The 13,906-nt window shown below is 70.3% G+C and carries 7 protein-coding genes; 5 read left to right on the top strand and 2 right to left on the bottom strand.

The features are described from left to right. The first annotated feature begins 12 nt into the window (after nucleotides 1-12). Nucleotides 13-1,530 (top strand): L-arabinose isomerase, encoded by a 1,518-nt coding sequence (gene araA / locus BN2660_RS03725; protein WP_091227479.1) that lies wholly within the window; start codon nucleotides 13-15, stop codon nucleotides 1,528-1,530. Further along, nucleotides 1,530-2,459 (top strand): aldose 1-epimerase family protein, encoded by a 930-nt coding sequence (locus tag BN2660_RS03720; protein ID WP_091227477.1) that lies wholly within the window; start codon nucleotides 1,530-1,532, stop codon nucleotides 2,457-2,459. The genes araA and BN2660_RS03720 overlap by 1 nt, the downstream gene beginning before the upstream one ends. A 791-nt stretch (nucleotides 2,460-3,250) precedes the next feature. On the opposite strand, the gene BN2660_RS03715 is transcribed toward BN2660_RS03720, so the two are convergent. Then, the gene (locus BN2660_RS03715) at nucleotides 3,251-3,916 is read right to left on the bottom strand and encodes a type 1 glutamine amidotransferase domain-containing protein (RefSeq protein WP_091227474.1); all 666 of its coding nucleotides are present in this window, start codon (nucleotides 3,914-3,916) and stop codon (nucleotides 3,251-3,253) included. Between the two features lie 93 nt (nucleotides 3,917-4,009). On the opposite strand from BN2660_RS03715, the gene BN2660_RS03710 reads away from it, so the two are divergent. Beyond that, nucleotides 4,010-4,909, top strand: a complete 900-nt coding sequence (locus BN2660_RS03710; protein ID WP_091227472.1) for a LysR family transcriptional regulator — start codon at nucleotides 4,010-4,012, stop codon at nucleotides 4,907-4,909. 197 nt (nucleotides 4,910-5,106) lie between these two features. Here the strand turns inward: BN2660_RS03710 and BN2660_RS03705 are convergent, their stop codons facing one another. Next, a complete protein-coding gene (locus tag BN2660_RS03705) occupies nucleotides 5,107-5,694 on the bottom strand; it encodes an antibiotic biosynthesis monooxygenase (RefSeq protein ID WP_091227470.1) in 588 nt (195 codons plus the stop codon). Between the two features lie 156 nt (nucleotides 5,695-5,850). On the opposite strand from BN2660_RS03705, the gene BN2660_RS03700 reads away from it, so the two are divergent. Both BN2660_RS03700 and pulA read left to right on the top strand, forming a co-directional pair. After that, a complete protein-coding gene (locus tag BN2660_RS03700; RefSeq protein WP_091228034.1) occupies nucleotides 5,851-7,035 on the top strand; it encodes a thiolase family protein in 1,185 nt (394 codons plus the stop codon). Nucleotides 7,036-7,859: 824 nt separating this feature from the next. Then, the gene (pulA, locus tag BN2660_RS03695; RefSeq protein ID WP_255305011.1) at nucleotides 7,860-13,883 is read left to right on the top strand and encodes a pullulanase-type alpha-1,6-glucosidase; all 6,024 of its coding nucleotides are present in this window, start codon (nucleotides 7,860-7,862) and stop codon (nucleotides 13,881-13,883) included. Nucleotides 13,884-13,906 lie beyond the last annotated feature (23 nt).

Genomic DNA, 13,906 nt, shown 5'->3' with positions numbered 1-13,906 from the left:
GAAAGGCCCGATATGCCGAAGCTCTCCACCTCTCTCGACGGCTACGAGGTCTGGTTCCTCACCGGCAGCCAGCACCTCTACGGACCCGAGACCCTCGCGCAGGTCGCCGAACAGTCGCAGGAGATCGCCCGCATCCTCGACGAGGCCGGCGAGGTGCCGGTGCGGATCGTCTGGAAGCCGGTGCTGACGGATGCCGCGGCGATCAAGCGCACGGCGCTCGAGGCGAACGCCGACGACCGCGTGATCGGCCTCATCGCGTGGATGCACACGTTCAGCCCCGCGAAGATGTGGATCGCCGGTCTCGACGCCCTGCAGAAGCCGCTCGCCCATCTGCACACGCAGGCGAACGTCGAACTGCCCTGGGCCGACATCGACTTCGACTTCATGAACCTCAACCAGGCGGCGCACGGCGACCGGGAGTTCGGCTACATCCAGACGCGCCTCGGCGTCCCGCGCAAGACCGTCGTCGGTCACGCGAGCGATCCTCGGGTGCGCCGGGAGATCGCGACCTGGCAGCGGGCGGCCGCAGGCCTCGCCGCCGCCCGCTCGCTCACGCTCGCCCGCTTCGGCGACAACATGCGCTTCGTCGCGGTGACCGAGGGTGACAAGACCGAGGCCGAGCTGCGCTTCGGCGTGCAGGTCAACACGTGGGGCGTGAACGACCTGGCGGATGCCGTCGCCGCGGCATCCGATTCCGATGTCGACGCCCTCGTGGCCGAGTACGAGGAGCTGTACGAGGTCGTGCCCGAGCTGCGTCGCGGTGGTGAGCGCCACCAGTCGTTGCGTGACGGGGCCGCGATCGAGGTCGGTCTTCGCTCGTTCCTCGAGGAGGGCGGCTTCGGCGCCTTCACGACCTCGTTCGAGGACCTCGGCGCGCTGACGCAGCTGCCGGGCCTCGCGGTGCAGCGTCTGATGGCCGAGGGCTACGGCTTCGGCGCCGAGGGTGACTGGAAGACCGCCATTCTGGTGCGCGTGGCCAACGTGATGGGCGCGGGTCTCCCCGGAGGCGCGAGCCTCATGGAGGACTACACCTACGACATGACCCCCGGTGACGAGCTGATCCTGGGTGCGCACATGCTCGAGGTCTCGCCCTCGCTCACGACCGCGAAGCCGACGCTCGAGATCCATCCGCTCGGCATCGGCGGCAAGGACGATCCGGTGCGCCTGGTGTTCACGGCGGACCCCGGGCCCGCGATCGTCGTGGCGCTCAGCGACATGCGCGACCGATTCCGCCTCACCGCCAACGTCGTCGAGAACGTGCCGCCGCGGCAGTCGCTGCCGAAGCTGCCGGTGGGGCGCGCGGTGTGGAAGCCCGCCCCCGACTTCACCACGTCGGCCGCGGCCTGGCTGACCGCGGGTGCCGCTCACCACACCGTGATGTCGACGGCGGTGGGTCTCGAGACCTTCCGCGACTTCGCCGAGATGGCAGAGGTCGAGCTGCTCGTGATCGACGAGTCGACCACGCTGCCCGAGTTCCAGAAGCAGGTCCGCTGGAACCAGGCCTACTACCGTCTCGCGCAGGGTCTCTGATGTCGGGGATCGATCGGCCGCGATCGGGTCGTCAGCTGTCTCTGGCCGCGCACGGGTACGAGGCGGTGATCGCGAGCGTCGGTGCGTCGCTGCGCTCACTGACATACGAGGGACGAGACCTCGTCGTGCCGTTCGACGCCGACGAGGTGCGTCCCGCGTATCGCGGCGCCACGCTCGCGCCGTGGCCGAACCGCATCGTCGACGGGCGCTACACGTTCGGAGGCATCGAGCACCGGCTCGCGCTCACCGAGCCCGCTCGCGGTCAGGCCCTGCACGGGCTGCTCGCCTGGGCGGAGTTCGAGGATCGCCTGGTGCTCGATGACCGGGTCGTCGTCGCAGCCGTCATCGAGCCGCAGTCGGGCTATCCGTTCCGCGTGGAGGTCGAGGTCGAATACCGCCTCGACGCCGACGGACTGCACCAGACCGTCACCGCGCACAACCTCGGGGCGGATGCCGCGCCCTGGGGCACCGGACCGCATCCGTACCTCGTGGCCGGCTCCGACGGCCGGGTCGACGAGTGGACGCTCACGCTGCCGGCATCCGAGGTGCTGACGGTGACGCCCGACCGCCTCAGCCCGGTGGCGGTCGAGGCCGTCGACGAGCATCCGGAGTGGGACTTCCGCGCGCCGCGCCGCATCGCCGACGTCTTCATCGACCACGCCTTCACGGCGCTCGCGCGCGACAGCGGCGTCGCCGAGGTGCGGCTCGTATCGGATGCCGGTACCGGCGTCGCGATCAGCTTCGACGAGCGCTGCCCGTGGGTGCAGGTGCACACGGCCGACACCCCCGGGATCGCCGCGAGCCATCGCATCGGGCTGGCGGTCGAGCCGATGACGTGTCCGCCCGACGCGTTCAGCTCCGGCGTGGATCTCGTGGTCCTCGAGCCCGGTGCCACGCACGCGGCCTCGTGGCGGATCGCCGCGATCTGAGCCGGGCCGGGCCGATTCCGCATCGGAGTTCCGTGCGGGGTCGATTTCGGGGCTGAATCGTGTGATTCCGGTGCGTTATTGACCCCACCCGGGGGGACTTCGTAGTGGAGTTCCATGCGGGGCCGATTTCGCATCCGGCCTCCATGCGGGGCCAATTCCGCATCCGAAACGTGTGATTCTGGTGCGTTATTGACCCCGCGCGGGGGGAGAGCGGTGCGAGAGCGGGCGGATGCCGTCCGGTGAGTGGTAGGTCGAGCGTCCGGCCTCCATGCGGGGCCGATTCCGCATCCGGCCTCGATGCGGGGCCAGTTCCGCATCGGAAACGTGTGATTCCGGTGCGTTATCGACCCCGCCCGGGTGGTGAGCGGTGCGAGAGCGGGCGGATGCCGTCCGGTGAGTGGTGGATTGAGTATCCATTCGCCGGTGCGGGTCGATTCCGCATCCAGCCTCCATGCGGGGCCGATTTCGCAGCCGAAACGTGTGATTCCGGTGCGTTATTGACCCCGCCCGGGTGGTGAGCGGTGCCAGAGCGGGGGATGCCGTTTCGTGAGTGGTAGGTCGAGCGTCCGGCCTCCATGCGGGGTCGATTCCGCATCCGGCCTCCATGCGGGGCCGATTTCGCATCCGAAACGTGTGATTCCGGTGCGTTATCGACCCCGCACGAAGCGGGGGATGCGAAGCGGGGGATGCGAAGCGGGGGATGCGAAGCGGGGGATGCGAAGCGGGGGATGCGAAGCGGGAAGGATGCGAAGCGGGAAGGATGCGCACACGGATGCGCGCGCACCGGCGCGTCAGGCGAGCGCCGCGATGAGCGCGCGAGCGGCGGATGCCGACGACTGCGGGTTCTGGCCGGTGATGAGCAGTCCGTCGAAGAGGGTGTGATCGCTCCACGGGTCGCTCACGACGACCTCGGCTCCGAGCGACCGCAGCGACGTCTCGAGCAGGAACGGCGCGCGGTCGGCGAGGCCGCCGATGCGCTCCTCCTCGTCGGAGAACCCCGTGATGCGGCGACCGGCGATCACGGACTCACCGTCGGCGGTGCGGGCGGGCAGAAGTGCGGCGAGCCCGTGGCAGACGGCGGCCAGCGGACGACCTGCCGCGACCGTCGCGACGATCACCGCGGCGGAGTCGCTGTCGACCGCGAGATCCTGCATCGGGCCGTGGCCGCCGGGGTAGTAGACGGCGGCGTAGTCGGCGGGATCGATGTCGGCGAGCACCAAGGGCGCAGCGAGCCCAGCGATCGCGGCGAGCGACTCGGCGTCGCCCTCGGCGAGGCTGGCGGCGTCGGCGACGGGCGCAACTCCACCCGGGGTGGCGAAGGCGACGTCGTGGCCGGCGGCGGTGAGCAGGCGGTACGGCGCGAGGAGCTCTTCGGCCCAGTAGCCGGTGGGGTGCTCGGTGCCGTCGGAGAGGGTCCAGCTGCGGGCGGCGGTGACGACGAAGAGGACGGTGGACATGGATGCTCCCAAAGGTCGGTCGGCGGATGCCGGGCGGATGCGATGCTGGAGTCAACGGGCGTCGTCGCGGCATGATTCCGATAGCCTGCCGATATGAGTGATCGGAATTCCGATGGGCTGCAGGATGTCGGGCTGTGGCGGACGTTCCTCGCCGCCCACCGCTCGGGATCCGTGTCGGCTGCGGCGCGCACGCTCGGCCTCGCGCAGTCGTCGGTCACCGCGCAGCTGCAAGCTCTCGAGCGGCGCGTCGGCGAGCCGCTGTTCGAACGCCACGCCCGCGGCATCCGCCCGACCGCTCATGCCGACGAGCTGGCGTCCCGTCTGGCAGCGCCGCTCGATGCGCTCGCCGAGGCGATGGGCTCGCCTCGTGCGGCCGAACACCCCGTCATCCGTCTGGGCGGAGCCGCGGAGTTCCTCGCCCACGTCGCCGTGCCGGCACTCGCTCCCGCCGTGGCCGAGGGGCTGCGGCTTACCGTGACTCCCGGGCTCGCCGACGACCTGCTCGACCGGCTCCGAGCGGGAAGCCTCGACCTCGTGATCTCGGCCGTGCGCCCGCGAGGTCGCACGCTCCCGGCGCAGGGCCTCGTCGACGAGGAGTTCGCGCTGGTCGCCGCCCCCTCGGTCGGCATCGCGCCGTCACCGCATCTGCGGCCGGATGCGCTCGCCTCGGCGCCCCTGCTGGCCTACGCTCGCGACGTGCCGATCCTCCGGAGATACTGGCGCCATGCGTTCGGCATCCGTCTCGAGCGCGACCCTTCGCTGACCGTGCCCGACCTCCGCGCGCTCGCCGCCGCCGCTGTCGCCGGTGCGGGCGTGACGGTGCTGCCGACCTATCTGATCGCCGAGGAACTCGACGACGGCCGGCTGGTGGATCTGCGGCCCAGCGACGATCCCCCGATCAACACCCTGTACCTCGTGCGCCGCCCGGGGCCGCTGACCGACGGAGTCGCCGCCGTCGAAGCGGCGCTGCGCGAGGCCGTCGTCGGCCTCTGACCGGCGGCACGGCGGGCCGCCGACCATGCGGGGTCGAAAAAGCATCCCTCTGCCGGTGCGGGGTCAATTCGGCACCCGAGATGGCCGATTCCGATGCGCGATTGGCCCCGCATGGCTTCAGCGCGCGGCGGGCGGGCGGCGCGAACGGCGCGGGCGGGCGCGGCGCGGGCGCCGCCGACGCACCAGGCGGCCGAACGTCAGCGATTGAGCCAGTTCCGCAGCGTGCGGGTGACCCAGGGCAGTACCCAGTACGTCATGATCGGCGTCAGCACGACGGTCGTGGCGAGCACCCGCAGCCAGATCGGGAGTTCGTTCCAGCCGGGCACGGGGCTCAGCGCATAGGTGAAGGCGAGGTTGAGCGGGAAGAACCCGAGCCAGATCGACACCGCCTGCTTCCACCGCGGGGGAGTGCTGACCATCGCGACGGTGGTCGTCGTGCCGTCGGCTCGAGGCAGGGTGATGGTGTCGGTGGTCGGCTCGTCGAACCAGCCCTCGATGCCGGTGCGGCGGTGCACGCGCTCACTGCGCACGAACTGGTCTCCGGTCGACTTCCACCATTCGCGCTCCCCGGACTGCTCCCACGCGATGAGCGACTTCTCGTCGGCGAACCGGTAGAGCATGTGCCAGATCTGCGAGTCCTCGCCGTCGCGCACCCATCCGGAACCGAGGAACCCCGGATACCGGTGGGCGAGGTTCACGCCGGTCTGCACCCATGCGGTGGCGGCGGCCACATGCTCGGGGTCGACCTCGCGGCGGATGGACACGGTGATGGGTTCGCTGGACATGGTGCGGTCCTCGGAGAGAGCGGTCGGCCCGGGTCGCGGGCGCCTCGACGGTGGGGGATGCGCCGGGGTGCGGGCGCACCAACGATTGTATTTCGGATGCGGGGCGCTGCCGCCCGAATCGACCGACCGGGCACGCCCGGGGTGACAATGGGACTCATGAGCACGCGCAGCGAAGCCGTCCTGATCGATGTCGTCCGCACCCCCGTCGGGCGCGGCAAGCCGGGCGGGGCCCTGTCAGGGGTGCACCCGGTGGACCTCGCTGCCGGCGTGTTGACGGCGATCCTCGATCGCAGCGGGCTCGAGTCGGCGCAGGTCGACGACGTGCTGCTGGGCTGCGTGAGCCAGGTGGGCGATCAGTCGTCGAACATCGCCCGGCAGGCGGTGCTCGCTGCGGGGTTCGCCGAGACGGTGCCGGCGACGACCATCGATCGGCAGTGCGGATCCAGTCAACAGGCCGTGCACTTCGCCGCTCAGGGAATCATGGCGGGTGCGTATGACGCGGTCATCGTCGGCGGGGTCGAGTCGATGAGCCGCGTGCCGCTAGGATCCTCGGCGGCCGGCGGCAGCCCGATGTCGCCCCGCCTGCGCGAGCGCTACCCCGAGGGTCTGGTCAATCAGGGGGTGTCCGCCGAGCTCATCGCCCAGCGCTGGCGCCTCGATCGCGACGACCTCGACGCCTACGCGGCCGAATCGCACCGGCGTGCCGCCGCCGCCTGGGACGACGGATTCTTCGATCGCACGGTCGTCGGGGTGGCCGAAGCGCCGGATGCCGTCGCCGACGAGACCGTACGGCGGGGCACTACGGCATCCGCCCTCTCGGGTCTGCAGCCGGCGTTCCGCACCGACGCCCTCGCCGCCCGATTCCCCGACCTCGACTGGCGCATCACTCCCGGCAACTCGTCGCCGCTCACCGACGGGGCCTCCGCGGCGCTGCTCATGAGCGCCGAGCGCGCCGAGCAGCTCGGGCTCACGCCGCGGGCGAGGTTCCATGCCTTCTCGGTCGTCGGCGACGACCCGCTCATGATGCTGACCGGACCCATCCCGGCGACCCGGCGCATTCTCGAGCGCGCCGGACTCTCGATCGACGACCTCGACGCCTACGAGGTCAACGAGGCCTTCGCCTCGGTGCCGCTCGCGTGGGCGGCAGAGCTCGGGGCGGATGCTGCGAAGCTGAACCCCCGCGGAGGTGCGATCGCCCTCGGCCACGCGCTCGGCTCGTCGGGCACCCGGCTGCTCGGCACGCTGGTCGACCACCTCGACGCGATCGGCGGACGCTTCGGCCTCCAGACCATGTGCGAGGGCGGCGGCATGGCGAACGCCACGCTCGTCGAGCGCCTCTAGCCCGCGGCATCCGCCCCGCGCGCGCCCCCGCCCACCCCGCGCCCCGCCGCGCACCCCGCGCCGCCGCACGCCTCGCAAGGCCCAATACGCTTCGTAAGGCCGAAATCCCGGGGTTCGGCCTTTTCAAGCGCACGATGCCTTCCGAAGCGCGCGCCACACCATGCGCCGCCGCACCCCGCGCCGCCGCACACCTCGCAAGGCCGAATGCGCTTCGCAGGGCCGAAATCCCGGGGTTCGGCCTTCTCAAGCGCACGATGCCTTCCGAAGCGCGCGCCACACCATGCGCCGCCGCATCCCGCGCCGCCGCACGCCGCGCACCTCGCAAGGCCGCACACCTCGCAAGGCCGAATGCGCTTCGCAAGGCCGAAATCCCGGGGTTCGGCCTTCCCAAGCGCACAGGGCCTTCCCAAAGCGCACGCGGCCTTCCCCAGCGCGCGCCACCCTATGCGCCCCGAACAGAGAAGACCCCCGCCGACCCGATTCGGCGGGGGTCTTGTGCGGTGTGTCACCGCACCGGGAGCAGACGCTCACCGTGTCGCGCGGGTGACGTGACTACCCGATCCGGTCTGAGTCTCTGTGTCCGCGCTCAAGCAGTTGTACCCGGCCGAGGTGTCCGAACGGTGAACGAGGCACGAACTCCTGATCGCGCCTCGCACGCGCGTCTGCAAGCGCTTACGACTTTCGGCCAAGAGATCGAGCCCACGCACCGACTTATCGCCACAGCACCACTGGAAGCGCTTGCAGCATTCGTCGCCCACCTGCTAGCTTCACTCGCACAGCATCCGGGCACGTCGTCGTGTCCGCAGCCACTCAGGGAGCATCACGTGTTCACACTGGCACCGTCGAAGAAGACTGCCTCGCGCTCGACCGCACTCCTCGCCGTCACCGCGCTCCTCGCCTCGGGATTCGCAGGCATCGGCATCGCCCCGGCATCCGCCGCCGACCGCACGGTCGCGCTCGTCGGCTCCCTGCAGTCCGAACTGGGGTGCGCGGCCGACTGGGCCCCCGACTGTGCGGAGACCGAGCTCGCCCCGACCGGTGCGGAGGGCGTCTACTCCGCCGAGTTCGAGGTGCCCGCCGGCGACTACGAGTACAAGGTGGCCCTGAACGACGCGTGGGACGAGGCCTACGGTCTGGACGGCGGCGGCGACAACATCCCGCTGACCATCGCAGGACCCGCGACCCTGCGCTTCACGTTCGACGACACCCGCAAGCGGGTGGGACTCGAGGTCACCGACCTCCGCGACGGATACACGTCCGACGACGACGCGCTGATCTCCGCACCCGTGCGCCAGGCCGGCGCGGGAGAGCAGTTCTACTTCGTGATGACGGATCGCTTCGCGAACGGCGACCCGGCCAACGACGCCGGCGGGCTCGAGGGCGACCGCATGGCCACCGGCTTCGACCCCACCGACAAGGGCTTCTACCAGGGCGGCGACCTCGCCGGCATCCGGCAGCAGCTCGACTACATCGAGGGTCTCGGCACCACAGCGATCTGGCTGACTCCGAGCTTCGCGAACAAGCCGGTGCAGGGCGAGGGGGCGAACGCCTCGGCCGGGTACCACGGCTACTGGATCACCGACTTCACGCGCATCGATCCGCACCTCGGCACGAACGCCGAACTCGAGGCCCTGATCGCCGATGCGCACGAGCGCGGCATCAAGGTGTACTTCGACATCATCACGAACCACACCGCCGACGTGATCGACTACGCCGAGGGCCAGTACTCCTACATCGACCAGGCGACGAGCCCGTACACGGATGCCGCGGGCACGGCGTTCGATCCGGCCGACCATGCGGGCACGGGGGAGTTCCCCGCGCTGGACCCGGCGACGAGCTTCCCCTACACCCCGGTCATCGCCGAGGCGGAGGTCGACGTGAAGGTCCCCGCCTGGCTGAACGACCCCACGCTGTACCACAACCGCGGCAACTCGACCTGGTCGGGGGAGTCGGTCACGTACGGCGACTTCGACGGTCTCGACGACCTCATGACCGAGCACCCCACGGTCGTCAACGGCTTCGTCGAGGTGTACGACCAGTGGATCGACCTCGGCATCGACGGCTTCCGCATCGACACCGTCAAGCACGTGAACTTCGAGTTCTGGGAGCAGTGGACCACCGACGTCCTCGACTACGCGCACGCTCAGGGCAACGACGACTTCTTCATGTTCGGCGAGGTCTACGACGCCGACCCGGTCAAGCTCGCGCCGTACGTCCGCGACACCGACATGAACTCGATCCTCGACTTCACCTTCCAGTCCTCGGCCGTCAGTTACGCGTCCGGCAACTCGGCGAAGGGTCTGCAGTCGCTGTTCGCCGGAGACGATCGGTACACGACACCCGACTCGTCGGCCACCGCACTGCCGACCTTCCTCGGCAACCACGACATGGGCCGGGTCGGATCGTTCCTGCAGTCGACGGATGCTCCGCTGCAGCGTGACGAGCTCGCGCACGAGCTCATGTTCCTGACCCGCGGTCAGCCGGTCGTGTACTACGGCGACGAGCAGGGATTCACGGGCGCCGGCGGTGACAAGAACGCGCGCCAGTCGCTGTTCGCCACGCAGGTCGCGGAGTACGCGGACCAGAACCTCATCACGGGAGAGCAGGCGGGCTCGGTCGATCGCTATGCGACGGATGCCCCGCTCTATGAGCACGTCGCGGCGCTCTCGGATCTGCGCTCGACGCATCCGGCTCTCGAGAGCGGAGCGCAGATCGAACGGCACGCCGCCGCCGGGGCCGGCGTCTACGCGTTCTCCCGCGTCGACGCCGACGAGAAGGTCGAGTACCTCGTCGCGGTGAACAACGCCGCGACGTCGCAGACGGTCGACCTGGCGACGCTCACGGCCGACGCATCGTACGAGGTGCTGTACGGCGATGCCACGCCGATCAGCACGGATGCCGGTGCTGCGGCATCCGTCACCGTCCCGGCGCTCTCCGCCGTCGTGTGGAAGGCCGATGCGACGGTGAGCGCACCGGCCGAGGCGGCGGCGCTCACGGTCGCGGCGCCGGCCGCCGGCGCCGGCGTCACCGGGCAGTCCGCGGTGCAGGCGGACATCGCCGATCAGTGGGCGCAGACGAGCTTCGCCTACCGCGTCGTGGGCTCCGACGAATGGCAGCCGCTCGGCACCGCCGAGGACACCGACCCACGCGTCTTCCACGACATCCGCGACCTCGCGAACGGCACGCTCCTCGAGTACCGCGCGGTGACGACGGATGCCGCGGGCCACCACGCCGCCGCGTCGACCTACGCCTCAGTGGGCAACGCCGTGACGCTCGAGGTGCCCGAGGAGCCGGAGTCGCCGATCGACATGGTGACGGTTCCGGGCAGCCTCAACTCCGAGATGGGGTGCGCCGGTGACTGGGATCCCGCCTGCGAGAAGGCGAAGCTCGCGCTGCGCGCCGACGGCGTCTGGGCCGGAACCTTCGATCTGCCCGCCGGCGACTACGAGTTCAAGGCGGCCGTCAACGGCGGCTGGGCGATCAATTACGGCGCGAACGGCGTGCCCGACGGCGCGAACGTGTCGATCACGCACTCCGGCGGACCGATCACGTTCTACTTCGACCCGCGCACGAACATCGTGCAGTCGACCGCCGACGGACCCATCGTGACGCTGCCCGGCTCTCTGCAGGACGAGCTCGGCTGCGCGGCCGACTGGTCGCCCGACTGCCTCGGCACGCTCATGGCCGACGGCGACCGCGACGGCGTCTACGAGTTCTCGACCGATGACCTGCCCACCGGCGCCTACGAGCTCAAGGTGGCCCACGATGTGAGCTGGGCCGAGAACTACGGCGCCGACGGCGTGCGCGACGGCGCGAACATCTCGTTCAGTGCGACCGAGGGCAGCGTGACGTCTTTCCGCTACACGCTGGCCACGCATGTCCTCGAGGTCACGAGTGCCGACCCGGTGCTCCCCGGCACCGGCGAGCAGCGCGCGCAGTGGATCGATGCCGAGACCATCGCGTGGCCCGCGACCCTCGGCTCGCCGGACGGCGCGTCGTACCAGCTGTACTCCGCGACCGACGCGTCTCTCGCGGTGGTCGACGGTGAGGTCGCAGGCTCCGACCCGATCGACCTCACGGTCATCGACGGCGGTCTCACCGACGAGCAGCTCGCCCGCTTCCCGGCCCTCGAGGGCTACCTGGCCCTTCGAGTGCCGGAGGCGGATGCCGCGGCGCTGCTGCGCACGCAGCTCGCCGTCGCCCAGCGCGATGAGGCCGGCGCGCTCACCGCCTTCACGGGAGTGCAGATCGCCGGCGTGCTCGACGACCTCTACGCCGCAGCCCTCGACGACGTCGATCTGGGCGTGACGTTCTCGGGCAAGAACCCGACCTTCCGTCTGTGGGCGCCCACCGCGCAGAGTGCGACGCTGCTGACCTGGAACGAGGGCGCCGACGGCGACCCGGTGCGCCACGAGGCGGCCTGGGATGCGGCGTCCGGTGTCTGGGAGGTGAAGGGCAAGAAGGACCTCAAGGGCGACGAGTACCTGTGGGAGGTCGTGGTGTTCGCCCCCACGACCGGCGCGATCGAGACGAACCGGATCACCGACCCGTACTCCGTGGGCCTCACCCTGAACTCCGAGCGCTCCGTCGCGATCGACCTCGACGACAAGGCCTGGCAGCCGAAGCAGTGGCAGAAGGCGAAGCCTCCGCTGGTGGAGCGCTCGGTCGACCGAGCGATCTACGAGCTCCACATCCGCGACTTCTCGGCGAGCGACGAGAGCGTGCCGGAGGCCGAGCGCGGCACCTACCTCGCGTTCACTCGCGACAGTGCGGGCACGCAGCAGTTGCGACAGCTGGCGGATGCCGGCATCAACACCGTGCATCTGCTCCCGTCGTTCGACATCGCCTCGATCGAGGAGGACCGCGCCGCGCAGGCCGCACCCGACTGCGACCTCGCCTCGTTCGGCCCCGCCGACACGGCGCAGCAGGCCTGCATCCAGGCCGTCGCCGATGCCGACGCGTTCAACTGGGGCTACGATCCGTACCACTTCTCGGCGCCCGAGGGCTCGTATGCGGTCGACGCCGACGGCGGCGCGCGGGTCGGCGAGTTCCGCTCCATGGTCGGCGCGCTGCACGACCTCGACCTGCAGGTCGTGCTCGACGAGGTGTTCAACCACACCGCGGCATCGGGTCAGGCCGACAGGTCGGTGCTCGACCAGGTGGTTCCCGGCTACTATCACCGGCTGAACGCGGCGGGCGGCGTCGAGACCTCGACCTGCTGCCAGAACGTGGCGACCGAGCACCTCGCCGCCCAGAAGCTCATGGTCGACTCGATCGTCACGTGGGCGCGCGACTACAAGGTCGACGGGTTCCGGTTCGACCTCATGGGGCACCACTCGACGACGAATATGCAGGCGATCCGCGACGCGCTCGACGCGCTCACGCTGAAGAAGGACGGCGTCGACGGCTCGGCGGTGTACCTGTACGGCGAGGGATGGAACTTCGGCGAGGTCGCAGACGACGCGCTGTTCGAGCAGGCCACGCAGGGTCAGCTCGGCGGTACCGGGATCGGCACGTTCAACGACCGGCTGCGGGATGCCGTGCACGGCGGCAGCCCGGTCGACGCCTCGTCGACGTTCCGTCAGGGCTTCGGCACGGGGCTCGGCACCGACCCGAACGGCGACCCCGTCAACGGCTCCACGGAGCAGGCGCTCGCCGACCTCGGGCACGAGACGGACCTCGTGAAGCTCGGGCTCGCCGGCAACCTCCGCGACTACGCCTTCACGACGAGCGACGGGGCGGTGACCGCGGGCGAGGACATCGACTACCGCGGCTCGGCCGCCGGGTACGCCGATCAGCCGGATGAAGTGATCAACTACGTCGACGCGCACGACAACGAGACGCTGTACGACCTCTCTGTGCTCAAGCTGCCCGTCGACACCTCGATGAGCGATCGGGTGCGCATGAACACGTTGTCGCTGGCGACCGTGACGCTCTCGCAGTCGCCCTCGTTCTGGCACGCGGGCACCGAGCTGCTGCGGTCGAAGTCCCTCGATCGCAACAGCTACAACTCGGGCGACTGGTTCAACCGCATCGACTGGACCGGACAGGAGTCCACCTTCGGGTCCGGGCTGCCGACGGCGGCCGACAATCAGGAGAAGTGGCCGGTCATGGCGCCGCTGCTGTCGAACCCCGCCCTGAAGCCGGCGGCCGCCGACATGGCCGCGGCAGAGGCATCCGCCCTCGATCTGCTGCGCGTGCGTGAAGAGGTCGACCTGCTGCGCCTCGGCTCGGCGGACCTGATCCAGCAGAAGGTGACGTTCCCCCACGGCGATCAGGGCGCCGTGCCCGGCGTCATCACGATGCAGATCGACGACCTCGTCGGCGGCGATGCGGACCCCGAGCTCGACGGTGCGCTGGTCGTGTTCAACGCCTCGCCGGATGCCGTCACCCAGACGGTCAGCGGGCTGGCCGGGCGGTCGTTCGCCCTCACCCCGGCTCAGGCGAACGGGGCGGATGCCGTCGTGAAGACGACGACGTGGGATGCGGCGTCCGGCACCGTGACCGTGCCGGCGCGGTCGGTGGCGGTGCTCGTGGATGACCAGGTGCAGCCGATCGACACCTCCGTGCGCGCATCGGCGGACGTGCTGGTGAAGTCGGGACGAAGCGCCACCGTGAAGGTCTCGGTCGCGTCGGCCGACGGCAGCGCCCCGGTGGGCACGGTCACCGTGCGCGATCGCGGCAAGGTCGTCGCCACGGTGGAGCTGACGACGGCATCCGCAGGGTCGGTCTCGGTCGCCGTGCCGAAGCTCGGCCGTGGACTGCACCTGCTCACGGTGAGCTTCGACGGCACCGAACCGTGGCAGGACTCGCGGGGCAGGCTCCCGCTTCCGGTGATCGTCTACTGAGCGAGAGCTCACGGGATCACGGA

The organism is Microbacterium sp. 3J1 (genome assembly GCF_001049495.1).
Lineage (GTDB): Bacteria > Actinomycetota > Actinomycetes > Actinomycetales > Microbacteriaceae > Microbacterium.
Note: the sequence above shows the minus strand (reverse complement) of the source record. Positions and strands in the feature narration are given on the sequence as shown.

Excerpts from the sequence above, each read along its gene's own strand:
- BN2660_RS03700 (WP_091228034.1), top strand. The coding sequence starts at position 5,851 with ATGAGCACGCGCAGCGAAGCCGTCCTGATCGATGTCGTCCGCACCCCC.
- BN2660_RS03720 (WP_091227477.1), top strand. The coding sequence starts at position 1,530 with ATGTCGGGGATCGATCGGCCGCGATCGGGTCGTCAGCTGTCTCTGGCC.
- BN2660_RS03710 (WP_091227472.1), top strand. The coding sequence starts at position 4,010 with ATGAGTGATCGGAATTCCGATGGGCTGCAGGATGTCGGGCTGTGGCGG.
- BN2660_RS03715 (WP_091227474.1), bottom strand. The coding sequence starts at position 3,916 with ATGTCCACCGTCCTCTTCGTCGTCACCGCCGCCCGCAGCTGGACCCTC.
- BN2660_RS03705 (WP_091227470.1), bottom strand. The coding sequence starts at position 5,694 with ATGTCCAGCGAACCCATCACCGTGTCCATCCGCCGCGAGGTCGACCCC.
- araA (WP_091227479.1), top strand. The coding sequence starts at position 13 with ATGCCGAAGCTCTCCACCTCTCTCGACGGCTACGAGGTCTGGTTCCTC.